The sequence below is a fragment of the Alkalihalobacterium sp. APHAB7 genome, assembly GCF_048323755.1.
Lineage (GTDB): Bacteria > Bacillota > Bacilli > Bacillales > Bacillaceae_F > Alkalihalobacterium.
Map to the genome: position 1 here is coordinate 290,990 of NZ_JBLWFS010000002.1, position 25,064 is coordinate 316,053.

At 37.1% G+C, this 25,064-nt stretch carries 25 protein-coding genes; 7 read left to right on the plus strand and 18 right to left on the minus strand.

What is annotated here, in order from left to right; genetic code table 11:
- Window positions 1–248 precede the first annotated feature (248 nt).
- Entirely contained in the window at window positions 249–338 is a 90-nt protein-coding gene (locus ACNSTQ_RS03810; RefSeq protein WP_418198516.1) for a YjcZ family sporulation protein, read from the plus strand.
- Between the two features lie 231 nt (window positions 339–569).
- Here ACNSTQ_RS03810 and ACNSTQ_RS03815 read toward each other — a convergent pair whose 3' ends face one another.
- From ACNSTQ_RS03815 to ACNSTQ_RS03870, 12 genes are all read right to left on the minus strand, one after another.
- Window positions 570–851 carry a sporulation YhaL family protein gene (locus ACNSTQ_RS03815; RefSeq protein WP_418198517.1) on the minus strand — a complete coding sequence of 94 codons (282 nt, stop codon included), beginning with the start codon at window positions 849–851 and terminating at the stop codon, window positions 570–572.
- 107 nt (window positions 852–958) lie between these two features.
- Complete coding sequence (gene yhaM, locus ACNSTQ_RS03820; protein ID WP_418198518.1) at window positions 959–1,918, minus strand: 3'-5' exoribonuclease YhaM; 960 nt, start codon at window positions 1,916–1,918, stop codon at window positions 959–961.
- 76 nt (window positions 1,919–1,994) lie between these two features.
- Complete coding sequence (locus tag ACNSTQ_RS03825) at window positions 1,995–3,212, minus strand: MFS transporter (protein WP_418198519.1); 1,218 nt, start codon at window positions 3,210–3,212, stop codon at window positions 1,995–1,997.
- Window positions 3,213–3,246: 34 nt separating this feature from the next.
- The gene (locus ACNSTQ_RS03830; protein ID WP_418198520.1) at window positions 3,247–4,617 is read right to left on the minus strand and encodes a sensor histidine kinase; all 1,371 of its coding nucleotides are present in this window, start codon (window positions 4,615–4,617) and stop codon (window positions 3,247–3,249) included.
- The gene (locus tag ACNSTQ_RS03835; protein ID WP_418198521.1) at window positions 4,614–5,294 is read right to left on the minus strand and encodes a response regulator transcription factor; all 681 of its coding nucleotides are present in this window, start codon (window positions 5,292–5,294) and stop codon (window positions 4,614–4,616) included. Before ACNSTQ_RS03835 ends, ACNSTQ_RS03830 begins: the two co-directional genes overlap by 4 nt.
- 210 nt (window positions 5,295–5,504) lie before the next feature.
- Window positions 5,505–8,474 (minus strand): AAA family ATPase, encoded by a 2,970-nt coding sequence (locus ACNSTQ_RS03840; protein ID WP_418198522.1) that lies wholly within the window; start codon window positions 8,472–8,474, stop codon window positions 5,505–5,507.
- Window positions 8,474–9,715 carry a metallophosphoesterase family protein gene (locus tag ACNSTQ_RS03845; protein WP_418198523.1) on the minus strand — a complete coding sequence of 414 codons (1,242 nt, stop codon included), beginning with the start codon at window positions 9,713–9,715 and terminating at the stop codon, window positions 8,474–8,476. The genes ACNSTQ_RS03840 and ACNSTQ_RS03845 overlap by 1 nt, the downstream gene beginning before the upstream one ends.
- Window positions 9,716–10,111: 396 nt before the next feature.
- On the minus strand, window positions 10,112–10,441 hold the full coding sequence (locus ACNSTQ_RS03850) for a hypothetical protein (RefSeq protein WP_418198524.1): 330 nt from the start codon (window positions 10,439–10,441) through the stop codon (window positions 10,112–10,114).
- A gap of 259 nt (window positions 10,442–10,700) precedes the next feature.
- Window positions 10,701–11,447, minus strand: a complete 747-nt coding sequence (yidC, locus tag ACNSTQ_RS03855; RefSeq protein WP_418198564.1) for a membrane protein insertase YidC — start codon at window positions 11,445–11,447, stop codon at window positions 10,701–10,703.
- Between the two features lie 34 nt (window positions 11,448–11,481).
- The gene (locus tag ACNSTQ_RS03860; protein ID WP_418198525.1) at window positions 11,482–11,760 is read right to left on the minus strand and encodes a hypothetical protein; all 279 of its coding nucleotides are present in this window, start codon (window positions 11,758–11,760) and stop codon (window positions 11,482–11,484) included.
- 484 nt (window positions 11,761–12,244) lie between these two features.
- Window positions 12,245–13,510 (minus strand): ABC transporter permease, encoded by a 1,266-nt coding sequence (locus ACNSTQ_RS03865; RefSeq protein WP_418198526.1) that lies wholly within the window; start codon window positions 13,508–13,510, stop codon window positions 12,245–12,247.
- Window positions 13,503–14,402: an ABC transporter ATP-binding protein gene (locus ACNSTQ_RS03870; RefSeq protein ID WP_418198527.1), complete on the minus strand. Its 900-nt coding sequence runs from the start codon at window positions 14,400–14,402 to the stop codon at window positions 13,503–13,505. Before ACNSTQ_RS03870 ends, ACNSTQ_RS03865 begins: the two co-directional genes overlap by 8 nt.
- 170 nt (window positions 14,403–14,572) lie before the next feature.
- On the opposite strand from ACNSTQ_RS03870, the gene ACNSTQ_RS03875 reads away from it, so the two are divergent.
- Window positions 14,573–14,755: a YhzD family protein gene (locus tag ACNSTQ_RS03875; protein WP_418198528.1), complete on the plus strand. Its 183-nt coding sequence runs from the start codon at window positions 14,573–14,575 to the stop codon at window positions 14,753–14,755.
- A 145-nt stretch (window positions 14,756–14,900) separates the two neighbouring features.
- Here ACNSTQ_RS03875 and ACNSTQ_RS03880 read toward each other — a convergent pair whose 3' ends face one another.
- From ACNSTQ_RS03880 to ACNSTQ_RS03890, 3 genes are all read right to left on the minus strand, one after another.
- The gene (locus ACNSTQ_RS03880; protein WP_418198529.1) at window positions 14,901–15,743 is read right to left on the minus strand and encodes an HAD family hydrolase; all 843 of its coding nucleotides are present in this window, start codon (window positions 15,741–15,743) and stop codon (window positions 14,901–14,903) included.
- A 193-nt stretch (window positions 15,744–15,936) separates the two neighbouring features.
- Window positions 15,937–16,287: a YlbF family regulator gene (locus ACNSTQ_RS03885; protein WP_418198530.1), complete on the minus strand. Its 351-nt coding sequence runs from the start codon at window positions 16,285–16,287 to the stop codon at window positions 15,937–15,939.
- 86 nt (window positions 16,288–16,373) lie between these two features.
- On the minus strand, window positions 16,374–17,510 hold the full coding sequence (locus ACNSTQ_RS03890) for a DUF445 domain-containing protein (RefSeq protein ID WP_418198531.1): 1,137 nt from the start codon (window positions 17,508–17,510) through the stop codon (window positions 16,374–16,376).
- Between the two features lie 213 nt (window positions 17,511–17,723).
- Here ACNSTQ_RS03890 and ACNSTQ_RS03895 point away from each other — a divergent pair, with 213 nt between their 5' ends.
- The 5 genes from ACNSTQ_RS03895 to ACNSTQ_RS03915 all read left to right on the plus strand — a co-directional run bounded on the left by ACNSTQ_RS03895 (window position 17,724) and on the right by ACNSTQ_RS03915 (window position 22,081).
- Entirely contained in the window at window positions 17,724–19,112 is a 1,389-nt protein-coding gene (locus ACNSTQ_RS03895) for a YheC/YheD family protein (protein WP_418198532.1), read from the plus strand.
- A 146-nt stretch (window positions 19,113–19,258) separates the two neighbouring features.
- Complete coding sequence (locus tag ACNSTQ_RS03900) at window positions 19,259–19,474, plus strand: YheE family protein (RefSeq protein ID WP_418198533.1); 216 nt, start codon at window positions 19,259–19,261, stop codon at window positions 19,472–19,474.
- Between the two features lie 159 nt (window positions 19,475–19,633).
- Complete coding sequence (locus ACNSTQ_RS03905) at window positions 19,634–19,876, plus strand: hypothetical protein (RefSeq protein WP_418198534.1); 243 nt, start codon at window positions 19,634–19,636, stop codon at window positions 19,874–19,876.
- A 101-nt stretch (window positions 19,877–19,977) separates the two neighbouring features.
- A complete protein-coding gene (locus tag ACNSTQ_RS03910) occupies window positions 19,978–20,874 on the plus strand; it encodes a PucR family transcriptional regulator (RefSeq protein WP_418198535.1) in 897 nt (298 codons plus the stop codon).
- Between the two features lie 109 nt (window positions 20,875–20,983).
- Window positions 20,984–22,081, plus strand: coding sequence for an ABC transporter ATP-binding protein (locus tag ACNSTQ_RS03915; protein WP_418198536.1), 1,098 nt, complete (start codon window positions 20,984–20,986; stop codon window positions 22,079–22,081).
- A gap of 98 nt (window positions 22,082–22,179) precedes the next feature.
- On the opposite strand, the gene ACNSTQ_RS03920 is transcribed toward ACNSTQ_RS03915, so the two are convergent.
- From ACNSTQ_RS03920 to ACNSTQ_RS03930, 3 genes are all read right to left on the minus strand, one after another.
- Window positions 22,180–22,428, minus strand: coding sequence for a hypothetical protein (locus ACNSTQ_RS03920; RefSeq protein WP_418198537.1), 249 nt, complete (start codon window positions 22,426–22,428; stop codon window positions 22,180–22,182).
- Window positions 22,429–22,552: 124 nt separating this feature from the next.
- Window positions 22,553–22,765, minus strand: coding sequence for a small, acid-soluble spore protein, alpha/beta type (locus ACNSTQ_RS03925; protein WP_418198538.1), 213 nt, complete (start codon window positions 22,763–22,765; stop codon window positions 22,553–22,555).
- Window positions 22,766–22,996: 231 nt separating this feature from the next.
- A complete protein-coding gene (locus ACNSTQ_RS03930) occupies window positions 22,997–24,937 on the minus strand; it encodes an AMP-binding protein (protein WP_418198539.1) in 1,941 nt (646 codons plus the stop codon).
- Window positions 24,938–25,064: the final 127 nt, after the last annotated feature.

Sequence of the window (25,064 nt, forward strand, 5' to 3'; positions counted from 1 at the left end):
ACCTGTTTTTTTATTTTTTTTAGCGCTGTTAAAGAATTTTGTTATTTTCGGCTCCTTACTTCAACCTTTCAGTTTCTGAAAGGCGTGTGATATTAACATTTCACACGATGAGCCCAAAATCAACGGATACCAACAGAATAATCTAACACAGCTATTTTCTTAAATCCGCCTAGAACACCCTTCATTCATCTTGCATAGGGTGTTATATAGTTACGATAACTAATTAGGTCACTGAAAGGATGATTGAAATGACAAAAGCAACTCCAGCATTTGGCGGATTTACTTTAATCGTAGTTTTATTTATCTTATTAGTCATTGTCGGTGCAGCATACTGCTAACCGTTTTATAAGAAAAGCGTAAGGCGCCTGAAGCTAGACAAGGAATGCGTGAGCGCCTGTTTAGCGACGTACGGACTGGACTGAACCGTACACTCGACGAACGGTAGTGAGTCGGTTGACTTATCCTACCGCGGTGAAGGAGGTCTCGCTAGTCGCTGGGAGCTTACACTAGACATCTTCGAATTTTCTTATCTTTTAAGCGCTGAGAAAAGAGCCATAAGTGGAATTCACTTATGGCTCTTCACTATAACGCTTACGCTTTTCCCGATCTTCTTGTATTCGTTCCATAAAAACTTGTCCTTCTTTTTCAATAAACTCATCATCCACTTTTTTATCTTCTAGCGAATGTTTTATAAAATAATAAGCACTAATTATAATCCCTAATATAACAAAATACATCCACCACGGTTCAGCATTAAGTAACACAATTGATGAAAAGTCTAGTCCTGAAACAAGAAATAGTAAAAGACCGATACATACGAGGACTATCATTTGCATTTGTTTATTTTTCATATAAATCTCCCTTCCTTTCACTGTCTTTCTATTAATCTATGCTTGTCTTTTTTTTGTATGTCTAAATTAAGAATGAAAGGAAGTTTTTTTAAAGAGATTATTAGATTTTAAATGTCTAAGGGTTTTTCATGAAAACTAGGCTTATATAATGAACGATTTTCTAGAGCATAAACTCGATCTGAAAACTCTCCTGGCTGGACTCGTTCTAAGGCTCGATCCATCATATTCATCTTCGCATCGACGTTATCAATCATATGAAGAATTTCTGCTTCACGAATAAGAGGCGGCTTCGGACTTCCCCACTCTCCTTTACCATGATGACTAAGGACAAGGTGTTGAAGAATGAGTACTTCTTCACCGTCTATTCCGAGTTCTTTCGCTGCTTCCGCAATTTCATTAACCATAATAGTAATATGTCCAAGAAGTTTACCTTCAATCGTATAGATTGTGTCAATAGGACCAGACAATTCTCTTACTTTACCTAAATCGTGCAAGATAATTCCAGCATATAATAAATCAGTATCTAGACTAGGGTACAGCACCGAAATTGATTTGGCTAAGTCTAACATCGATACCACATGATAGGCCAAGCCAGACACAAATTCATGATGATTTTTCGTGGCTGCCGGCGACTCAAGAAAAGCTTCTTGATGCTTCTTTAATAAATGCCTTGTAATCCTTTGAATATTGGCATTTCTCATATCAAAAATATATTGAGTGACATTCTCTAGCATTTCCTCAGGAGAAATGGGGGCCGATCGAATAAAATCTGCAATTTTTACATTATCCATTGCTGTAGTAGGGCGAATACTATTAATCTTCAATTGGTTCTTTCCGCGAAACTCAGAAAGCTCACCAATAATATGAACGATTTCTTTACTTTTAAACGTCGCTTCATCTTCAGGGGAACAAGACCATAGTTTCGCCTCAACCTCTCCTGTATTGTCACTTAATATAAGTGTCAAAAAAGGTTTACCATTGCTAGCTGTTCCTTTGGTTGCTGTTTTTATTAAAAAGTAACTATCTAAAGAATCCCCAGTTCGATAATGGACAATTCCTTTACTCATAATTACACCACTTTCAACAGTTTTCTTATTCTTAGTATATCATATAGTTCTTTTACATTAAGTAAAGAGAATGTAATTAGATAACGGCTTGTCGTCGTTTTTTTCGAGATAACCAATAAATTGTAACAAAAAATGCCATTAGCAATGTCACAGCCCCTAAACTATATGGCAGAAAGATATTTACTTCAAATAAAACACCTGCTATTAAAGCACCGACGACATTTCCTAGACTCATAAACGAATTATTTAGGCCCATGACCATACCTTGATGTCCATCTGCTAATCTTGACAGCGTCGTATTTAATGCAGGACGCAATATGGAGTTACCTAAGAAAAAGAAACAAGTTGTCAAAAGAACGGTGGTAAAATTAAAAGCAAGGGACATGAATATAAACCCGATTCCACCGACTAATAAGGCGCCTAACACAACATTGTCATCACCAAACTTTGTTGTTAAACGACCGACAAGAACGCCTTGGGCAACAGCACCGACGACACCGACAAATACCATGATCGTCCCTACTTGACTAGGAGAGTAATTGAACTGATACAGTGCATAAATTCCGAAGATTGTTTGGAAGTTAGCTAGGGCAAAGCTCATTACGAAAACAAGGATTAACCAAAATCCAATCGGGCTCTTGATTGCTTTTCCCATCTGGACCATTTGACTTTGTTTTACTTCACTTTGTTTCACTGCATTTGCTTCTCTTTGTTCTTTTGGAAGTGACTCAGGTAATAAAAATAAGGAGAACAATCCGGCAATACTAGCAGCAATCCCTGCAAACACAAACGGTGCAGCGAGATTGATTTCTGCTAACCATCCTCCAATCCCTGGCCCCACTACAAAGCCTAGAGCCATAGCGGCTCCTAACATTCCCATTCCTTGACCTCTTTTTTGTTCTGAAGTTCGATCAGATACAAAGGCCATCGCTGACGGCATGATCGCAGACCCAAATGCTCCGGCTAGCATTCTTGAAAGAAAAAGCATCCAAAGTTGCGTAGCAAATGCAAAAATAAATTCAGCTATTGCAAAACCAAACATTCCTAAGGCAATTAACGGTTTTCTTCCTACACGGTCCGAAAGCCTTCCCCAAAATGGTGCTAGCAAAAATTGCATAAAAGAAAAAATCGCAATAAGAATACCAAGCTCGATACTTGAAGCACCAAATTGTTCTATATAGTATGGAAGAATTGGAATAACTAATCCAATTCCCATCATAATGACAAACATATTTAACATGAGCATAATTAATGGTTTCTTACTCACTCTTTCTTCTTCCAATTGCTGCTCCATTAGTGATTGACCTTCTTTCTTTATTCCTCTTTTTTTACTCTATTTTTTTCTTTTTTGACTCACCATCATGCGGTAATACTACAAAAAAGCTCACACCTTCTTCTCTGTTTTCAACGCCAGGGTATCCACCGTGTAATTCCGCAATCCGTTTTACAATAGCTAATCCTAATCCAAACTGGCCCTTATTTCCTTTATGGAAAGGGGTAAAAATATTATGAATATCACTTACAGATATTTGATCACCGTCATTGTCAACGGTAAGTCTTACGGTTTGTTCGCTCTTTTCAGCTTTAATATATATTTTCTGATTGGCATATCGAAGCGCATTTTCGATAAAGTTTTCTAATAATACTTGTATTTGTTCTTTATCTCCTCTTAATTTAACATCAGCTCCGGTAATAATGAACGTCACATCTTCACGCTGAATCCGAAAACGTTCTTCTAAGTGGAAAGCGATGGCACCAAACGTAATTTCCTCGCGAACCGGATCCTCATCTTTTAAAGAGTCTAATTTAGTAAAGTACAACATATCCTTTACACGGCGCTCCATTCGATCCGCTTCCTCAAGGATTACATTCATTGTACTTTCAATATTCTCCTTCGGCAGTATCCCGTCTTTTACACTTTGAGCATAACTTTTGATAACCATAATTGGTGTTTTTAATTCATGGGAAGCATGCTGTATAAATGTCTTTTGTGCTCGATCATAACGCATCAGGTTTTGCCGCATTCGTTCAAATTGGTAAGATAACTTTTGGAAATCATCATCGCCCTTCCATATAAAAGGTTCTTGCCAATTTCTTTTAGCAATTTGTTCAAAGTGATTTCCCAATACCGTAAGAGGTTGTCTTAAATAGTGGTTCAAATAAATCGCTGGTAATAAACTTAATGCACTCGTAAGTAGTAAAATATAAAGTAATCGTTCCCAAAGTCTATTAACCATTCGATCGCGATACGTATCCCACATGTAAGAAATTTGATAAGCTTCCTCATTTGTCGTCTTAATTTTCGTAATCACATAAAATAAAGTAGCTCCGTTATAGGTTAATTCGTAACGCCCTCTAGTTGTTTCTTGAGCAAACGCGTTTTCACCCATTTCTTGAAGAACTTCGTTCGGCACAGAGTCACCACGACGTGTACCATATTGGTTAATGACAAACAAGTGTCCTACAGACCGTTCCGCTTCACGCCGTTCGATGAAATCGACCTCTGATTGTGGTGGCGTAAAATATTCACTGTAGGGATTAGCAAACCTCGCCTGCTCTTGTTCAATAATTCGATACGTTTCTTCCGTCAAGGTTCCTTTAAGGGAGATCGGATAGATAATAATGATGGAGAGGCCAACGAGTACAATTAACGAAATAAACGAAAGCCAAATCCTCTGTGTTAAATTAACTCTAATCATGATGATAAGACTCGATATCCATAACCATAAAGAGTTTCTAAGTGTACGCGAGGCATCTTTTTACGAACCCGTCTTACGACATCATCAACTGCTCGTTCCGAACCGTAATAGTTTTCTCCCCAAACATGCTCAATTATTTCTTCCCTTGAAAAAGCTTTACCCACTTTTCCTGTTAACAATAAGATTAAGTCCATTTCTTTTGTCGTTAAATCAACTGGATCAGCAGGCCCGTGCTTATCGATCACCGTTCTGCCAACTGGATCAATAAGATAATCATTTAGTTCAATCTTTCGTTGTTCGTTTTGTCCAGTGCCATACACACGTGAAAGCAATTTTTTTGTTCGAATAATCAGTTCTTGAGGTAAAAACGGTTTTGCCAAATAATCATCACTACCCATTTCTAACCCTAAAACTCGGTCCAAATCTTGATCACGAGCGGATATAAAAATAACTGGTGTATCACTATGTTCCTTTATCGCCTTCAATACTTGATAACCATCTGTGCCAGGTAGCATAATATCTAATATCCATAAATGTGGTTTCTCTTCTATCGCTTGAACGGCTGCATCACCATTATCAAATGCTTTTACAAACCAGCCTTCTTTTTCTAAATAGGCCTTTAACACTTGAGACAGGTTTTCTTCATCTTCTACTAAATGTACAATAAATTGATTCATACTCTTATCCCTCCTAGGATTAACAAGAAGTTGACTTTACAAACGGCAGTGCTTCAAAATCAACGAATATCAACTGTATAATTTTATTCAGCTATAATTTTAAAAAAATCCCACTTCATCAGCAGGATTTTTTCACTTCTTTCAAACAAATGCGTCATCACATATAATTCATATTTTATCAAATCTATTTCTTTTTATAAAGAAACATGATTACGACAGTACGAACGTTGACTCTTGTTGAAAAAGGTTTTTAATTTGTTTATGACATGAAAAGAAAAGAATTTGGTGCTTTTTAGCTACTTCCTCTATGACTGACTTGGCGTTAACCTTTCTTACATCATCAAAATTTACCATAATATCATCTAAAATAATTGGAATAGGAGATTTTACCTGATACTCCAGTGCTAAAGCGAGTCGAAGGGATAAATATAATTGTTCACCTGTCCCCTGACTCAACTCATCCGGATAAAATCGAACCCCATCATGTCGCTCAACAATGAATGTATTTTCTGAAATAGGCGCAAATAAGTGAGTATATTCTCCATTTGTCATCTGTGAGAAAATTTCTTTTGCTTTTTGAATAACAACAGGCTGCCTTTCCAGTTCATAAATCGACTTAGCCTGCTTCAATATGAATTGGCCGAGTCGCAAGGTTGCCCATTCTTTGGCAACCTCCTGGAATTCTGATTTTTTTAATTCATACGTTTGACAGAGTTGAGAATGATTCGTTCCTATTTCCAATTGTTCAATTTCATGATCTATTTTCCCAAGTTGTTTTTGATGTGCCGATTGTCGTTCTACTGCTTCTGCTAACTGCTCATTTAACATAACTAAACCTTCTTCTATGGTAACGAGCCCTTGCTCTAATTGAGAGACTACTTCTTCTTTAGTTAAACTTTCAGTTGCAATTTGGGCTTGTTGGGAGCGAAGAAATACTAATTCTTTGTTAAGCGCCTGTCTTTCAATTGCAATGTCAGCTAAATAAAAGAATTCTTCTTCCGCTCTAGCTGAACCCCTCTCTAGCCATTCAAAACGACCTTCTTGTAAATACTGAATTTTCTTTTTCAGTGTATCTATTTCGGATTTGAGTTTCTCCACACTTTTGTTTGTTTCTAAAATTTGCATTCTTGATTTTTCTTCTAGCTCGATCACTTCATGAATTTTATGTACAAGTACAGCAAAACTCTCGTTTTCTTTTATGAACAATTCACCAGCTATTTTCTGTCCTAAGCTGTGAATTTCCTCGAGTCGCTCACAAATTTCTGATTTTCTTTTTTTAAAGTACTTTTGATCGTTTATTAGTTGTTTCGTGTCAACAATAAGGTCGAACAATTCTAAATGATGTTGGCAATTACCATGATGACCAAATTGATATTTTCTACACCATTCCATTAATTGATTATGGATAAGTTCAAGCTCGTTTTCACAAGTTTCAATAGCTGCTAATAATAGGTGATACCCTTTTTCATCTTGTGACAATTGTTGTTGCCTTATCTCTAATTGATTTGCTTTAACAGTATTATCGTTAAGCGTCCGTTCTAATTGTTCAATGTCTCTTTCTAACTCATGAGTTGTTCTTAAGTGTTCTAACTTTTTTTCCTGTTCTACAATTTCAGGGTGAACCATTTGGTCATTACTCATTTTGACAGTACTGTTCATATAAAGCATGATAGCAGCCGAAACAAATGCCAGAATAGAAGGAATCCACTGTTGTATATATACTAACCATCCCACCATCCCAAATAATAATAGAGATATAAGGATAAGATAAAACCGGTTTTTCTTTTGATGATCAGAGCTTTTGGGCTGAAGCTTCTGCCAATGAATTTGTTGCTCTAACTCAAGTCTTTTGGATCTTTTCTCTTTAAGATTTATCAACTCTTGTTCGATTTCTTCTTTCTCTATGATTGACAGACACTGTCCATGTATGTCTTTCATCTTTCCTTTCGCTTGTTCAAGTTGAAAGGACTTCGTCTTCAGTTCAACCTCTAACTGTTCTTGTTCATAAAGAGACTTTCTTTCTCGTTGCACTAGTGTTTTTAACTCTTCTTTTGCTGTTAAACTAGTTTCTGCACGCAATACGGTTTCAGTATTCCAATCACGGCCTAATCTTTCTGTATGATCTGCAATTAGTTGATTGGTTTTATGCAACTCTAGATCTACACTAGATAACTCTTCTTTTAATCTTTCATACTCATAAGTATTCTCTTTTAGCAGTAGTGCTTGTTCTTTAATTTGTTCAAAATTAGCTCTTAGTGTACCTTCCTTTGTTTGTTGCTCCTGTTCGCTTAACTTAAGTTCTAAGTCGACTAACTGCTCCTTCAATGCCTGTTCTTTTGCTATACTATCTTTCACTGCATCAATACCGTGGATTGGAAAATTTTCAATAAATGGAAGTTGCTCTAGTTGTGCAACGATACCCGTTTCCTGAACATACAATGGCTCGATAATCTTTAATTTTTCTTGTATCTTTATTCTGCCTTTTAACAAATTAATAGTTTCGCTGATCTGCTCATATTGAGATTGAAGGTCCCTTCGCTGCACTAGTAATTCATTATAATGATTGAGCTGACTCTCAACTTGTTTTAAACTTTTCTTCATCTCTTCTAACTGTTGTAATTTTTCATTAAGAATAGGCCTTTTCCCACTTGGCTTGAATAATTCTTGTTGTCCTTTTTCAATCTTTTTCTCAAGTTCACTTAACGAACCTTTCCCCCAAATACTTGCACCATGCAAGTATTGGTTTAATTCTTCCGTCTTTAACTGCTCCATTTTTTGTAAATCACTAGCACTAAATGAAAATATACCTAAGAAGACCCGTTTATCTATCCCACCTAACAGGTTGTGTAATGCTTCTTCACCACTAACCGTTCCATCTTCAAAATAAACTGCAGCTTTCCCATTATTTTTCCCTTTTTGTCTTTCAATCGTAACTTTACCTACCTCTTTCATTTCTATAGTTAACTTACCACCATAACTTGCTCCTTGCTTCGGTTCATAGTGGGCACCTGCTTGAGATTTTGTCGGAAAACCAAACAACATCACTGTGACGAACGATTTTATTGTAGACTTCCCCTTTTCGTTTTCCCCATATATAACTTGTAATCCTGTAGAATCGAAGTTAATTTGCTTATCGCAAAATTTTCCATATCCGTAAATATGTAAGTGCGTAATTCTCATTAACCCCACTCCTTTAATAATTCTTTTAATAATAGATCTCGGCCATCTTCTAGTAGTTTTTCAAGATCCTCACAACTCAATGGCTCTAGGAATGGTTTAGCTTTTCGATGATTATATAATTCTTTAAGTACTTCTTTTACATCCTCATGAGAACTTTCAATTAATTCCGCCGTAACTCTCGTAATATCACCTAAAAAGTCATCTTGCTGTTGTAATTGATGGATATCCCATTTCTTTTTTGTGTTATTTTCATACGAAGAAATCCAAACGAAAGTTTCTTCATCGTCTTGATCTTCATTCACATGTGTTATCCAATCCTCTATCTGATCTTTTTCTTCTAAGAGATCTGAAATTGGTCCTTCCCCCGTAAATTGGAGATGTAACATGAAGCTTTTCTTTAATGTCCGTCTATCATCAATCATTTGTTCACAGTAAGCTAAAAATTGATCATGTGTTTGGATGTTGTTAATGGGAATTTCTAACGTTTCCCAAAGTAATGGAGCTGTTTTATAAAATTCGGCATGAACATCATTTGTTTCATCGATCTCTACTAATAAACAGCCTTTTTCCCCTGTTTCTTTCCTATGCCTGCCTTGAATATTTCCCGGGTAGAAAATTGCTGATTTTAGTTGAATCCTTTGATGTATATGTCCTAAAGCCCAGTAGTTAAAATCTTTTTCTTCTAATTCCTTCGTATGGAATGGTGCATATGGATTGTGACCAGTTATACTATGCTCTTGCCCATGAAGCATTCCAATATGGAAGTCTGTTCCCACGATTTTTTTATACTGGTCAATTTTTCTTTCATATATTTCTCGCTCCTGATAACTAAACCCGTAGATATGAGCTGTTGTACCATTTGAACTAACAAAACGTTTACATTCTATTTCGCTTGAAAAGAAATGAACATTATTTGTCCAACTCACAGACACCCAATTACCATTAAGGTGATCGTGATTCCCGTGGATAATATAAACTGGAATGTTTTCTTCGTCTAATCTTGCAAATTCTTTTCTAAGAAAAAGTTGAGCTTTTAAACTTCTTTGATCATGATCATATAAGTCGCCTGAGATCAATATAAAATCAACTTGTTGTTCTATCGCAAGGTCAATTATTTTCCTAAATGAATAAAACGAGCTTTGATATATTTGTTTAAGCAGAGGTTCAGGTAAATGCGCCAAACCTTTAAAAGGACTATCCAAATGTAAATCAGCAGTATGTATAAAACGCAACTGTTTCAATGTTTCACCACCTCATAGAAACTCTTTCTGTTTTTCATAGCTTTATTATACCAAAAAGTGAACGTGTGTTCTATCAAGACTCAAATAGTTTGACTGCTTTAGAAAAGAGTAAAGAGGTGATAACCATAAGCACGTCATCAATTCCATCTCCTGTTGCTTACGACGGTTCTCTTCTCATAGATATTTCCTCTAGTGGATACCATTCAGGCGTTTTTGTTGATGGGTTCCTGGGTTCCCCTAAGGTGTTCCTCTACCGCTCATCATTCCGTGCTTTTCGTTTACGCTTTCTCCTAATTTTCCCCTCTCTCTCTGCTCCTCCTTGTTTTTTCCTCTATGGTGAACTAACAGCGCAAACAAAAAAAGGAGGCCCAGCCTCCTTAAATGTTTTATTTAATCTTACCACCAAAAATAAGGTAATAACGAAATGGCAGTTAAAGCTGCTAATGGCAAGACGAGTCGACGAAATGGCCGTGGTCGTGGATAGAATGGATACGGAGCATAGGGATATCCAAATCCACCGTAGGGGTAACCCCATTGTCTTTCATCGCTTCTCATATATCCATGACCGGATTGCTGCATATCATCCATTGGCACCGCTAAGTATACATGATCATTATCAACGTGTTCGATAATACCGTGAAACGTTTGTTGATCCGCCGTTTGTACCATTACATTCTGATTCATGTATTGCTGACATAGCGATTGCATGTACTGTTTATTATACATGTTTACGCCCTCCTCATGATTAATCCATTTCATCATATTCAACGTTGGGCGAATGGTTACAAGAAAAGCGCAAGGCGCCTGCTTATCGGCGACAAGCGCTGGAGGGCCAGCAATAAGTGTCTTTCTCTTTTAGACACGTTTGATGGACCGAAGCGACCTCGAGCCGATGGCGCCTGGAGCTAGACATCTCGAATTTTATGATTTCCTACTTTCAAAAATGAAAGAGGATGACTAAGATGTCACCCTCTTTCATTCTTATTTATGCATTTAACTCAACATCTCTTGTTCTTCCAAAAAGGAAGTAACTTTGTACGATCATAAATAAATTACCGATTACCCAATACAACGCTAGAGCTGACGGCATCGCTAAAGCAGCCATCAAGATCATAGCAGGCATGATATATATTGTGACTTGCATATTGGCGGGCAGCGTACGCATCGTTAGTTTCCCTTGAATAAAAGTAGTAATCGCAGCAACAATCGGTAATATAAATAATGGATCTGGACTACCTAGATTGAACCAAAGAAAAGAATGCCTCGCAATTTCTTCTGTTCTCATAATGGCAAAATAAAAAGCCATTAAAACCGGCATTTGAATGAATATTGGCAAACAACCTGTCATAGGGTTAACCCCATGTTTCTGATATAGACTGAACATTTCTTTTTGAAACTTTTGCTGTTCTTTTGGATCTTTCATATTATAACGACTTTTTAAAGCTTCCATTTCAGGCTTTATCGCTTGCATCGCGCGACTACTTCGGTTTTGTTTTAAAGTTAGCGGTAAAATTACCAAGCGAATAAAAATAGTAACTACAATAATCGATAAACCAAAACTACCGTTAAAGAGTTGAGCAACAAATGTAATTAACCAGGATAGGGGATACACAAAATAGTGATTCCAAATTCCTGTTGATTCTGCGGAAATAGGTTGAGTCGTTGCTCCACAACTAGCAAGCAACAGGGTACATCCAATTAATAAAAAGAACAGTATATACTTATTCGTAATCTGTTTCAATGAACATCCTCCTTATTATTGAGTTTTATACGTTCAATAATAAGGAAGGAATTGCATCATCATCGTTTTTCGAGTTTCGATCATGAAAGCTCGGTATCTTTCTTTTTATTAATATAAACGATAGGACGATGAGTAGTGGTGGCGTAACATTGAGTATTTCGTTGTCTCTATCATTGCTTTTAGCAAAGTACTTTCGTTGAAAATGCCAATGCATAACTTTTCTCGATAATGCGGCTGTAATATAGACCATTGATACACCGAGTAAAAGCCAAATAACAGGAAGATCAATCGTCACCTCAAACATACTCATCGCCCCCTTTCTAGTACATTTTGTTAAATTATAACATTTACAAAGAAAAGCGCAAGGTGCCCGCATATCGGCGACAAGCGCTGGAGGGCCAGCAATAAGTGTCTTGTTCTTTAGACACGTTGTTGGACCGAAGCGACCTCGAGCCGATGGCACCTGGAGCTAGACAAAGAAAAGCGCAAGCACTCGGTTAGCGACGTACGGACTGGAGCACACCTTATGAGATAAAGGAAACACGGTGATCGCTAGTGAACCGATGTTGACTTATCGTAAGGCGGTGAGCGAAGTCTCGCTAGTCGCTGAGTGCGGGAGCTAGACAAAGAAAAGCGCAAGGTGCCTGCTTATCGGCGACAAGCGCTGGAGGGCCAGCAATAAGTGTCTTGCCCTTTAGACACGCTTGTTGGACCGAAGCGACCTCGAGCCGATGGCACCTGGAGCTAGACATAGAAAACTCAAAGGAACTTCAAATCAAACTAATCGATTATTTTTCTCTTTTGGACAACTGTAATGCTCGTTTAAAATCTTTTAATGAAGACGACTTTCCGTACATTAGTACACCACCGCGATACACTCGAGCACCAATCCAAGCGAATAAAATGATTGTGGCTATAAGAATCCCTACTCCAAGCAGCACTTCCCATAATGGCAGCGATAGCATTCCTACGCGTAAAAACATAATCATCGGTGCAAAAAATGGAATAAATGAAGTCACCGTAACAATCTTAGCTTCTGGATTAGCTAGACCAAACATGGCAATTAAAAAGGCAGCTACAATTAAAAATATCATTGGTGTGACCATTTGATTAACGTCCTCAATGCGACTAACAAGCGAACCGAGCATAGCTGAGATCGTTGCATACAAGAAATAGCCGAGGATGAAAAATAAAAATGCGTATCCAATCAAATGCAGCGGAATACCTTGACCTACAATTAACTCTCCTAATTCTGGATCAAAAGAGTCCGTTGACAATCTTTGTCTAAGGGAAAGAACACCCACTAAGAAAATGAGTACATATTGAGTTAACCCTAACAAAGCAATCCCAAATATTTTTCCAAACATTTGTTGAACTGGTGAGGAACTAGAAATCAAGATTTCCATCACTCTTGATGACTTCTCAATTGCTATTTCCGTCGCAATCATATTACCGAACATAAGGACAGAAAAATAAATAATAAAAAGCAAGATGTAAACAAAAATACGTGCTTGGTTCAGTTCCATTTCTGTTTTTGCTGTTTCAGCAATCGCAACGCGCTCGAATTGAATTGGGGCATAAATGCTAGCTACTTCTTCAGGCTGTAGATTTAAGCTTGATGTCACAATTTCTTCTTTTACTTGCTGAAGTGCCTGCTCTAATTGCCAAGGCAATATTTGTTCGACAACTGTCATCGCATAATATTTTCCTTCAGGTAACCCTGTCTCCCCTAGTGAAACTTCAATCATACCTTCTACTTCTTGGTCTATCACTAACGTTTTCGCTTCCGAATACGAGCCCCCAAACTCCTTTAATTCTACAGTAGGGTTGATTTGACCGACAGTATGTTTAAGCGGTTCAAAAAGTTGACCTGTTTCATCCAACACTAATACAACACTGCTCTCTTTTTGATCTTGATCAAAAACCGTAATAATTCGATCAAAATTCATGAAGCCAAAAATAAATAAGAGTGTTATTGCCGTCGATATGAGGAAGGATTTTGATTTTAACTTTGAAAGATAAGTATGTGCTAAAACAATAAAAAATTTATTCATATTGGGCACCCACCTTTTCTAAGAAAATGTCATGTAACGATGGGTCTTCTATTTCAAACTTTCGAACGAACCCTTTTGTTGCTAATAATTGAAATAACTTGTGTGCTGTTTCTTCAGTAGCTATTTGAACTACAGCTCCTTCTTTCGTATGTTTAACCTTAAGAATACCTTCCAGTTGATCAAGAAATTCGAGTGAAAATTCTGCTCGGATGACCACATTCATTTTTCCAAAAGACCGTTTAACATCTCGGATATTCCCTCCCACAACAGGTGAACCATTATGTAATATTACTAAGTGTTCACAAAGTTCTTCTACATGCTCCATTCTGTGACTGGAAAAAACGATCGTTGTTCCCGATTTGTTAAGGTCAATTACTGCCTCTTTTAATAATTCAACATTTACAGGGTCAAGACCGCTAAACGGTTCATCTAAAATGAGTAACTCCGGTCGATGAATCACAGAAGCAATAAATTGAATTTTTTGCTGATTACCTTTCGATAACTCTTCTACTTTTTTATTCTGGTATTCAGGAACTTTAAAACGTTCAAGCCATTGATTCATCTCTTTTAAAATGATAGTTTTCTCCATACCTCTTAGTCTACCTAAATAAATTAATTGCTCTGACACTTTAAGTTTCGGATATAACCCTCTTTCTTCTGGTAAGTATCCTATTAGTTGACTTGATTTATAATTGATCTTTTCGTTATTCCATGAGATCTTTCCTTCTGTTGGTTCTAATAGATTTAAAATCATTCGAAAAGTTGTCGTCTTTCCTGCACCATTTGCACCTAACATACCAAACATTTGACCTTTCTCAATCGTCAAATTTAAATGATTGACTGCAGTTGTTTTACCAAACTTCTTTGTTAGATCCTCTATTACTAAACTCATTTTAAACCTCCAAAACTCGTGTTATTTTTTATATACGGTTGAACTAGAATTATGTTTCACAAAATTTTTAAAAAGTCTATGTTATTCCACAATATGTTTCACTTGAATATGTAAGCGATTGAATTTAAAATATTAGTACAAGTCTAACAAATATTAGAGGTGGATAACCGATGGCAGATTACTATTTAACTGTATTTAACCAAACTGGTGAACAGTTGTTAAATGAAACGATTCAAGCTGCAAGTGATGAAGAAGCGAAAAAAATCGGCGAGCAAAAACTAGCAGAAACAAACTACAGTGAGTACCCTCACCGCTTAACAAAAGCAGGAAAAATCCTAATGTTCCACCGTTAGGCACGAAAAGCAGAAGGCGCCTGGAGCTAGACACACGAAAAGCGGAAAGCGCCTGATCTAGACAGCACTGACTGGCAGTGCGTCTTATTACGCAAAAAAGGAGACTGAAAACAGTCTCCTTTTTTATTCTTTACAATACGTAGTGTTAATTCTCTATTTTTAGTTGTTTTCGAAATACTTCACGCACCATGTACGCTACTCCGTGCATGTCGTTTGAGCGAGTCACCCAATCTGCTGCTTGTTGGACCTCTTTTGGTGAGTTCCCCATTGCCACTCCTAAGCCCACTTGAGTAATTAGATCCAGATCTTCTTCAGAAGAACCAATCGCTACCATTTGATCTAGACCAATACCCAGCTCACGTCCTAAACGGTGTAAGCCTCTTACTTTAGAAACCCCTTCAGGCACAATACTAATACGTCCTTGTTTTCCTTCAATAATAGTTATGTTAGAAACTTGTTTTTCAATCTCTTCCATTGCTTCTAACTGCTGCTCTTTATCTAAGAACTGCACTTGGATTTTTGGAGGTGCAACCGGGTTATCTAAAATATAATCACAAATAGAGTCAACAAAGGTAACTGGATAAAATAATGGATCCCCTATTCCTATCGTCATCTTGGCCAAGAGTTGATTTTTGCTTTTGAGCTTATTTCCGATCCCATACTTTTCATGGAGAAGCCGAACATGACATGTATAATTTTCTAGGATTTCACCAATTTGAAAAACTTTATCCTCATGAATACGTCTTTCAAATAAAGGTTCATCTAGTTCTGAAGCTAAGTATGCACCGTCATGTGTAATTAAACACGTATCTAGCTTTAAAGCTTTTGCAACTCTCTTAGCAGCTGGAAACGGTCGATCAGTCGCTAGTGTAATATATACACCTTTATTTTTTACAAATTCAATTGCATCTTTAGTTTGTCTACTAAGGCGAGCATTTGAGCGTAAAAGAACCCCATCAATATTTAGAGCTAATAGACGATAAGCCACAAAAATCCCCCTTCTCATTGTTTCTACTACGAACGTGACGTACGTTATAGTAAAGACTATGAAAACGGGGGCTAGAATAGAACATTTTTAGTTGTCGTTCAATTAAAGTATGAGAAAAGACATTCATTTTCGCAGTATTAGGCGATACGTCTTGTTTTCTAATCCTTTTCTTTGAACACATACGATGATAATTTTATTGTTCAGGGTTGCCGTATAATTCTTCTAATGGTTCAGTGATAATACGGTTAATATCTGTAATAATCATACTTAAACGTTGTTCTGCTTCCATCATTTTAGAAATGATTGGTTGCTGCTGAACTAACTCAAATAGTTGTTGCGCTTTTTGTGCTTCTTCTTCTGTAATTTGCATTCCTTGCATTTGCTTTTGTTGTAATTCCATTTGCATTCTACGGAAGTTTTCAAGCATTTGGTTCGCTGCCGGATCTTTTTCAATTTCCTCGTGTAACTGTTTCAGTACCTTAAACTCGTCACTTTCCTTAATTGATTTTCCAAGTTCATGTGCTATATCATAAATGTTTGACATAACGATTCCTCCTTCAAAGTGGTCTTCACCGACTCTAACATAATATGAGTTTAATTTCATCTCTCATGTCGATTTTTTTATGAATCCTAAAGAAAAATAACAATTATTCCTTGAATTAATCCAATCATTCCACCAAGTAATCCCCCAAGATACGTAATCATTTTAAATTCTCGCCTAGAAATAGAAAGTACCATCTCTTCTAGACGTTCAACAGCAAAACCTTGAACTTGACCTTTAACAACTTCTTCTAAGTTCAGCTTTTGCATGAGACTATCAAGACGAGAGACCAGTGTTTGTCCTAATAGATCGACACCTTTAGGTACCCATTCAGAAACAATGGTTTCCATATATGGCTTTGTCCATTCATTTAATGGTTGGTCCACCCACTCATAGACAGGAACTCTGTTAATAATCGTTTTCTTTAGTAGAGAAATGACTTCTTCTTTATCTACTTTATTTAAGTAGTACGAAAGCGGCTTTTCTTTAAGTTTATTCCACTCTTTTCTCAACACGGCCTCGATCATCTTCTCGGCACTCGCATCATCCAAAAACTTAATAATCTCAGGTTGGACTTTATCCACTAGCCTGTCATTCCCCAAGAACATCGACACCATATTACCCAGGGTTCCCTTGCCCATTAAAAATCTATCAATCATATCACTGAGACGATCTTTACCTTCTTCACTTTCAAAATAATCTTTCGCTCTCGATAAGATAAATTGAGTGAAATCGGGAATTGCATTATCTAACTTCTGTGTTAGGTTAGATGGCAACACTTCAGAAATAGGACGGGAGCCATTTTGCATACGGAAGGTCTCAAATCCGTCCCGGATCCATCGTTCGGTTTTATCTTCAATCGTGCCCCTAACATTTTCTACACCAAATCGTTCATGAAATACAGCTGCTAATGTCGTATCACTTTCTAGGATAGCTTTAGCTTCTCCTTGCGCCCATAACTTCATTTCATTTGTAAACTTCTCATCCAGTAACTTTTTTTGCAGTCCTTCAGTCGTCAAAAGGTGTTGTACGACCATTTTACCTAGTTGTTCCGCTAACTCATCTCTTCTTTTCGGAATTAACCCTGGTGTGAACGGAACTCGTTTTTTACCTATATAGATGGGATTATAAGGTCTAAACAACATCTTAATAGCTAAAGAGTTCGTTACGCCTCCAATTGTTGCTCCAATAATGATCATCATAAGAATTATTATTACTTCCTTCACGTTGCCACTTGCCCCCCTATAACTCATCTATTCACGAAATTTTGTTTAAAAACATACTATACGCTATCAGCAAATGCCTATTTCGAATTGGATTCAATCTGACACTATTATCCATCATATCGAAAAATGGTTAAAAAGGAAATGGCTGCTTCTTATTTTGACTATGTGAAACGCCATCATTTGAAAAATTTTATTAATGAAGGAGAGCTCCTAATGAAACAAACTTTTCAATTAAAAAGAAGGTTCGATGAAAAGTCTACCATTCAATTGCCGGCTTCGTATCTCCAAGAACATTCATTAACTGCGAACACTTCAATTGAATTGTCATTTGGAAGCAAAACCGTACGTTGTCAAATCACACAACATAATGATTGTGATCAGACTGTCTTCCTCTCAGATCTTCTGTGGAAACAGTTAAAGTTTCCATTTGAAACGTCTATTCATCTTTTTTACCAGAATGGATGCTTATTAATTGGTCCGCTGATTGGAATTTTCACAGCCGGATTTACATCTTCTAAACAGTTTCCATTGGGCCAAAGAACTTCACAGTACGCAAAAATATTGCAATCACAAGAAGAAATAGGAGGCTTTTATTTTGTATTCGGCCATCACCTTATCGATTGGGAAAATGGAGAAATTAACGGGTACTTCTTAAACGATGGTTCTTGGAGTTTATTAACCGTTCCATTTCCAAATGTTATTTATAATCGTATCCCTAACCGGCGAACTGAAAATTTAGCAACGATCCAAACAACAAAAAAGAAATTTGAAACAGAATATGCGATCCCATATTTTAACCCTAACTTTTTTAACAAGCAGGAAATTCACGAGAAATTATCTAGAGATGACACCGTTCTACCCTTTTTGCCTGAAAGTTTAGTCAAACCAAGTTCTCATGAGCTTAAAGCATTACTAAGTAAGTATAAGCATTTGTATCTTAAGCCAATTGAAGGCAGTCACGGTGATGAAATTAAACAAATCATTAAACTTCCGGAAGAACCTTATTTTTACTGCCGTTACCATGATGAAGATCAAGTACGCTTAAGAAGGTATTCGAACTTAACACGCCTTTTACAACATGAATATCCCAATGGGTTAGACGATGTGATTGTCCAACAGGGAATTCATCTATTAAAGCTCGGTAAACAACCGATGGACTTTCGGATTCATACGAATAAAAATATAAACGGTCGCTGGGAAATCAGCGCGATCGCTGCAAAGAAGGCTGGTTGGCAAAGTGTAACGACACACATTCACCGTGGAGGCGAAGTAATTTCTATAGAAGACCTTGTCCATGATGGCCTCCTTTCAAAAAAACGAGTGAGTCAACTAAAACAGGCTGCACTCACACTAAGTCATGCACTTGAACATCAATTAGAAGGGTGTATTGGTGAAATTGGATTCGATTTAGGAATTGACGAAAACGGAGACATTTGGCTATTTGAAGCTAACTCCAAGCCAGGACGTTTGATATTTGAACAAGGAAAACTAAAAAGAGAAGATATCATTTCTAGAGAACTTCCTCTAGAATATGCCATTCATCTTAGTAAAACGGCTTTTGAATTCCCTCATCAGTTTATCAATCAGATGATTACCTTATAGTCGACTTAAGACGGCTTTTTCTAGCTTTCTCTATTTCAATACGATAAAATGAAGACACCAGTAGCATCACTGTAGCGTATACACTATAGAACTGATTTTTTTCATGGTAACAGCTTGTATTGTGCAAAAAGAAAGGGGAAGCAGTCGTGATTTCACACTTTCAATGGAAAGAACTTCGTAATAACCTTGTCCGTCAAGAGTGGGAGTTTTCTTTTTTCTATAAAGGAGAATATTATCTTGGCGTATATTATAAAGACGGTTCGATTAGCTGGACAGATCCAGCCCCAAAAGAGGAAGAAAAAAAACAGTTAGAACTCCAAGTTCATGACCTGTTCCTCTATCACGTGTATGAAGAACATTAAGCATTTTGATATAGACTAACTCAAGTGTAAAGCTTTTTAAGGAATTGGACACTATAGGATGTGTACTCCTTAAACATGGCTTTGTCACAATGAGTTAGTCTTTTTTATTTGCTCTTTTATGAAGATTATTGCTTTTAGCTATTGGAGGATGAATAACGAATGAACATATTTCAAAAGTTAATGGTAAAGGAGGGATATGAATTGGATAAAGAACGAAATAAAGATACATTTGAGAATGCTAATGAAGACCGTGCAAATTTCTTTATGGATGTTGACCGAATGATAAACGAAGGACTCGGGGGCGGAACTGTCAGTTACGAAAATAACTCTGGCATTATAGAAGAAGCACGAGACCTAGTCGAAGAGGACCCGCCAAACCATACGGAAGGCGAAATAAAGTAGAAGGGGCGATTGCCCTTTCTTTTTTTGATACAATAATGAATGAGGTAATAAAAGACCTCATTTAACGTCTACAAACCATAAGATTCTATAAGGAGAAACATATGATTAATGAACTCGAACGCCGATTTGGTGCTTCTTTTTACTTGAATTATCATTCATCGTTACCGAACACGATAAAGTGGTATACAACTCCTGCGGGTGAAACGTTTGGAATTGATACAACTTCTGTTGACGATCAAGAAATTACTTTACTCGATATTATTTTAGAGAAAACAGAAATTCAACCGATTCAATTAAATGAAAGAGAACAACAGTGGCTAAATTATTTATCACATGCCGATGATAAAGAACCTATCTTTCAAACAGATCACTTTCGATTTATTCATTTTTCTACTAGTCACGAAATTGAAAACACCGCTGAGCTCAATGAAATTTTTTTACATAGTTTTTCTGATCATCAAATTATAATTATATGGAAAAATAATCAAGATGGACTGATTATAGAATTCTTTAATGATTTACCGATTGAAACGGATGATTTTGAAGAACTAAGCGCTGCCTTAACTGCTGACTTTTTTATAAATGTTCACTTTTTTGTAGGAACTAAATTGTCAAATATTACAACAGCACGCCAGCAATACAATTGGGAAGAAAAATGTTTCACTGTGATGAAAAATCATTCTCCCTCACAGCACGTTACTTACTATCATCAGGCAACTCCTTATTTACTTCTAGAACATGTGCCCATGGAAGCACTTCAAAAGATATCGAGTCACTTAATTAAAGAAGTAAACCTAGATAAAGAACTCATCAAAACCATTCAAGTGTATTTTAAAAATAATCTAAACACGACACTAGCTGCCAAAGAATTATTTATGCATCGAAACACTTTACAATATCGAATTGATAAATTTATTGAAAAAACAGGGATTGATATTAAGCATTTTGACCAAGCCGTGTCTGTTTATATCGCGCTTATGATTTACCAAACTCTCTAATAGTGCACTATGCACAAAGGGAGTTTTTTTTTTTGTTCACCGTGCCAATTGTTAGTTGCAATGTAAGTGTTTACAATAAGGCTATGAAAAACAATCAGGAGGTAATGAAATGGCTGATATTAAATTAAATCATGTTTATAAAATTTATGATGGTGATGTAACTGCAGTTACTGACTTTAACTTAGATATTAAAGATAAAGAATTTATCGTATTTGTTGGACCATCAGGTTGTGGTAAATCAACAACTCTTAGAATGATTGCAGGACTTGAAGATATCTCAAAAGGGGATCTTTTCATTGGCGAAAGGCGTGTGAATGATGTCGCTCCAAAAGATCGTGATATCGCAATGGTATTCCAAAACTATGCATTATATCCTCATATGAATGTTTATGATAATATGGCTTTTGGTCTAAAACTTCGAAAGTTTAAAAAAGAAGAGATCGACCGTCGTGTAAAAGATGCAGCTAAAATTCTTGGCTTAGAAGAAATGCTCGATCGTAAACCGAAAGCAATGTCAGGTGGTCAGCGTCAACGTGTTGCACTTGGACGAGCTATCGTTCGTGATCCACAAGTTTTCTTAATGGACGAACCATTATCTAACTTAGATGCCAAGCTTCGTGTACAAATGCGTGCTGAAATAACAAAACTTCACCACCGTCTGCAAACAACTACAATTTACGTTACACACGATCAAACAGAAGCAATGACGATGGCTACTCGTATTGTTATTATGAAAGATGGACTTATTCAGCAAGTAGGTACACCTAAAGACGTTTATGATAACCCTGAAAATGTGTTTGTTGGTGGATTTATTGGATCGCCGGCAATGAACTTCCTTAACGGACGTATCGAAGGTGAGTTTTTCAAATTAAACAACGTATCAGTACGTATTCCTCAAGGTAAATTAAAAACATTAAAAGAGAAAGGCTTTGCTGATAAGGAGATAATTCTTGGGGTCCGCCCTGAAGATATCCATGATGAGCTTCTTTTCATCGAGTCTTCACCAGAAACAAAAGTAACAGCAAAAGTAGAAGTAGCTGAATTAACAGGTGCAGAGACTGTATTATATACAAAGATCGATGAGCAAGATGTTATAGCACGTGTTGACTCTCGCACGGATATTCAAAACGGACAAAATATCGATCTTGCATTCGATATGAACAAAGTTCACTTCTTTAACCCTGAAACAGAAGAACGCATTCGTTAATACATGCTGGAAAGGCCACCGACTTCAAAAAATCGGTGGCCTTTCCTATATATAAATTACGAGCTCTGACTTGAGTTATTTCATTTACATTTTACCTTCTACCACTCACCCACGAGCATGATTGAGTTAGTACCGCAATTTGGGCATGATAGAGTGTGTGGACATTGATTGTTTTGAAAATCATTTGAAATTGTATTTGACTTCTTCATATCATCAATTTCTAAATAAGCACTATAATCATCAAAGTAATCCATTAACCTTCCTTTGTCTTCCAGTGTACACCCACATCGATCACAAGCTGCTCTAATCATTTCAAATCCATTACATATTGGGCAAATGTGGTCCATATCATAAGCTCCTTAAGAGTCTATTTCGTCTTAAATTAAAGCGCAAACGCCCATCAGCTTAAAAAGTAGTGATCTCCTGAAAAAGAAGAGATGGGTTACCCACCTCTTCTACGCCAAAACATTATTATTGTTGTTGATAACCACTCATTTGTTGTTCAGCCATTTGAACTAAACGCTTTGTGATTTCGCCACCTACTGAACCGTTAGCACGAGAAGTAGCATCAGGACCAAGTTGAACACCAAACTCTTGAGCAATCTCATACTTCATTTGGTCTAGTGCTTGTTGTACACCAGGTACTACTAATTGATTTGAGTTGTTGCTGCTGTTTGTTGGCATGTGTGTTCACCTCCTCTTTGTAAACCTAGTATGTTTCATTTGGACAAGTCTATGTACATTTTCTAGTTAGAAATATTAGGTAATATAGTTTAAAGTAACAAACATCGCATAGGTTGTTTTAACCGATGCGATGTTTTGCTAAATTAACACCCTATTGAGTTCCATTAGTTACTAAACCTTAGTTTAAAGTTTAGAATAATTTTTTTACCAGATTAAGGTAATTGTGTTACCTTAAGCGTTTTTACCTAATTGATTAATTTCCGTAAGCGCTTGTGGATTTTCAAGCGATGACAGATCACCTGCATCTTTATTTAAGTAAGCAGCTTTGATTGCTCGACGCATGACTTTCGCATTTCTCGTTTTCGGTAAATCTTGTACGAAGTAAATCGCTTTAGGTTTTAACGCTTTCCCCATTTTCTCAGCTACGAGTTGAAGCAGTTCTTCTTTTAATTGTTCTACCTGTAAACCACTTTTATTGAGTACAGCAAAACAAACCGCAGCTTCTCCTTTTACATCGTCCGGTATACCGATTGTACCTGCTTCAACGACATTTGGGTGTTCAACTAAGATGGATTCGATTTCAGCTGGGCCTAGACGTTTTCCGGCAACATTTAATATATCGTCTGATCTTCCAGTAATAGTCCAGAAACCATCTGAATCTTGAATGACCCAATCGCCGTGAACCCAAATGTTTTCCCAGCGGCTCCAATAGGCTTCTTCATACCGCTCTGGTTCATTCCAAAACCCTTTTGTCATTCCAACCCAAGGCTGCTTGATCACCAGCTCTCCAACTTGGTTCAAAACTGGATTTCCGTCTTCTTCAAAAACATCAACATCCATCCCAGGAAGAGGTGAATTAAATGTAATCGGTCCAATGGGACGCACTAACACATTTCCTAATATGCCACCGGAAATTTCTGTTCCTCCTGAGTAATTAAAAATGGGGATTCGCGATTGGCCTACTTTTTCAAATAACCATAACCATGGTTCTGGGTTCCACGGTTCACCAGTTGAAGCAATAACCCGGAGCATACTTAAATTATGTTTTTGGGGCCACTCTTCACCATGCTTCATCATCGAGCGAATAAGTGTTGGCGATATTCCTAAATGTGTCACTTGGTGTTTATCAACGACTTCCCATAACCGGTCTGGTTGTGGAAAATCAGGGGTTCCCTCATACAATAAAATCGTCGCCCCATTCATTAAACCACCAAACACTAAAAACGGCCCCATCATCCAACCCATGTCTGTAAACCAAAATAATGTGTCCCCTTTTTTTACATCCATTCCAATACCAGCATCAAACGCCGCTTTAATTGGAAATCCCGAATGTGTATGTACAGCACCTTTTGGGCGACCCGTAGTGCCTGACGTGTAAATTAACATTAAAGGGTCTGCACTATCCATTGAAAGTGTTTCATTTAATGGTTCCTCTTTTATTAATTGTTTCCAATCCACATCTCTTGAGTCATTCCAAGGAATATCTCGATCGAGTCTTCGAAATACAATGACCTTTTCAATCGATGGCGATTTTTCCACTGCGCGATCTGCCTCTTCTTTCATGGCAACCGGTCGGCCTCTTCGTAAAAATCCATCAGCCGTTACGATCATTTTTGCTTCTGCTGCATTTAAACGCGTTGCTACTGCATCGGTTCCATACCCTGAAAAAATTGGGGAATAAATCGCACCAATTTTAGCTGCTGCCATCATCGCGATAACCGTCTCCGGTACCATCGGCATATAAATAGCAATAATATCACCTTTTTTTAAACCATGTTGCTTTAAGCCGTTTGCAACACGAGCAACAGCTTCTGATAATTGTGCATACGTATACGTTTGAACGATTCCATCTTCACTTTCCCAGACAATAGCCGTTGCGTTAGCTGTTTGTTCTTTTTCGGCCCACGATTCAACTGTATTGTAAGCTGTATTTAACTTGCCTCCTACATACCACTTCGGCCACTTCACACCATCCTCAAGTGAAAGGGTTTCTTTATATGGCTCGTACCAATCTATATTTAAGACTTTTTCTGCTTCCTTCCAAAACCAAGCAATATCTTTTGTAGAGGCATTAAGAAACTCTTCATAATCAGTGTACCCGAGCTGTTTCATCCATTGATAAAGACGAGTCTGTTCAATCATTTCATCTGATGGCTTCCACGCTACTGTCATGCATAATCCCCCTTTTTACACTAAAATTTTCAATTCAAACGATTTTTGGCTTCATCATAAAGCCAAGTGCCAGGCACCACCAACACAATAAATGGCATTGGTTTAAGCCAGGCACTTTTGAGTCCGT

Coding starts and splice junctions, on each gene's coding strand:
- ACNSTQ_RS03920 (WP_418198537.1), bottom strand. CDS start 22,428: ATGGACCACATTTGCCCAATATGTAATGGATTTGAAATGATTAGAGCA.
- ACNSTQ_RS03870 (WP_418198527.1), bottom strand. CDS start 14,402: ATGAGTTTAGTAATAGAGGATCTAACAAAGAAGTTTGGTAAAACAACT.
- ACNSTQ_RS03815 (WP_418198517.1), bottom strand. CDS start 851: ATGAAAAATAAACAAATGCAAATGATAGTCCTCGTATGTATCGGTCTT.
- ACNSTQ_RS03850 (WP_418198524.1), bottom strand. CDS start 10,441: ATGTATAATAAACAGTACATGCAATCGCTATGTCAGCAATACATGAAT.
- ACNSTQ_RS03915 (WP_418198536.1), top strand. CDS start 20,984: ATGGCTGATATTAAATTAAATCATGTTTATAAAATTTATGATGGTGAT.
- ACNSTQ_RS03930 (WP_418198539.1), bottom strand. CDS start 24,937: ATGACAGTAGCGTGGAAGCCATCAGATGAAATGATTGAACAGACTCGT.
- ACNSTQ_RS03885 (WP_418198530.1), bottom strand. CDS start 16,287: ATGTCAAACATTTATGATATAGCACATGAACTTGGAAAATCAATTAAG.
- ACNSTQ_RS03865 (WP_418198526.1), bottom strand. CDS start 13,510: ATGAATAAATTTTTTATTGTTTTAGCACATACTTATCTTTCAAAGTTA.
- ACNSTQ_RS03810 (WP_418198516.1), top strand. CDS start 249: ATGACAAAAGCAACTCCAGCATTTGGCGGATTTACTTTAATCGTAGTT.
- ACNSTQ_RS03875 (WP_418198528.1), top strand. CDS start 14,573: ATGGCAGATTACTATTTAACTGTATTTAACCAAACTGGTGAACAGTTG.
- ACNSTQ_RS03860 (WP_418198525.1), bottom strand. CDS start 11,760: ATGTTTGAGGTGACGATTGATCTTCCTGTTATTTGGCTTTTACTCGGT.
- ACNSTQ_RS03825 (WP_418198519.1), bottom strand. CDS start 3,212: ATGGAGCAGCAATTGGAAGAAGAAAGAGTGAGTAAGAAACCATTAATT.
- ACNSTQ_RS03840 (WP_418198522.1), bottom strand. CDS start 8,474: ATGAGAATTACGCACTTACATATTTACGGATATGGAAAATTTTGCGAT.
- ACNSTQ_RS03835 (WP_418198521.1), bottom strand. CDS start 5,294: ATGAATCAATTTATTGTACATTTAGTAGAAGATGAAGAAAACCTGTCT.
- ACNSTQ_RS03925 (WP_418198538.1), bottom strand. CDS start 22,765: ATGCCAACAAACAGCAGCAACAACTCAAATCAATTAGTAGTACCTGGT.
- ACNSTQ_RS03830 (WP_418198520.1), bottom strand. CDS start 4,617: ATGATTAGAGTTAATTTAACACAGAGGATTTGGCTTTCGTTTATTTCG.
- ACNSTQ_RS03895 (WP_418198532.1), top strand. CDS start 17,724: ATGAAACAAACTTTTCAATTAAAAAGAAGGTTCGATGAAAAGTCTACC.
- ACNSTQ_RS03910 (WP_418198535.1), top strand. CDS start 19,978: ATGATTAATGAACTCGAACGCCGATTTGGTGCTTCTTTTTACTTGAAT.
- yhaM (WP_418198518.1), bottom strand. CDS start 1,918: ATGAGTAAAGGAATTGTCCATTATCGAACTGGGGATTCTTTAGATAGT.
- ACNSTQ_RS03905 (WP_418198534.1), top strand. CDS start 19,634: ATGAACATATTTCAAAAGTTAATGGTAAAGGAGGGATATGAATTGGAT.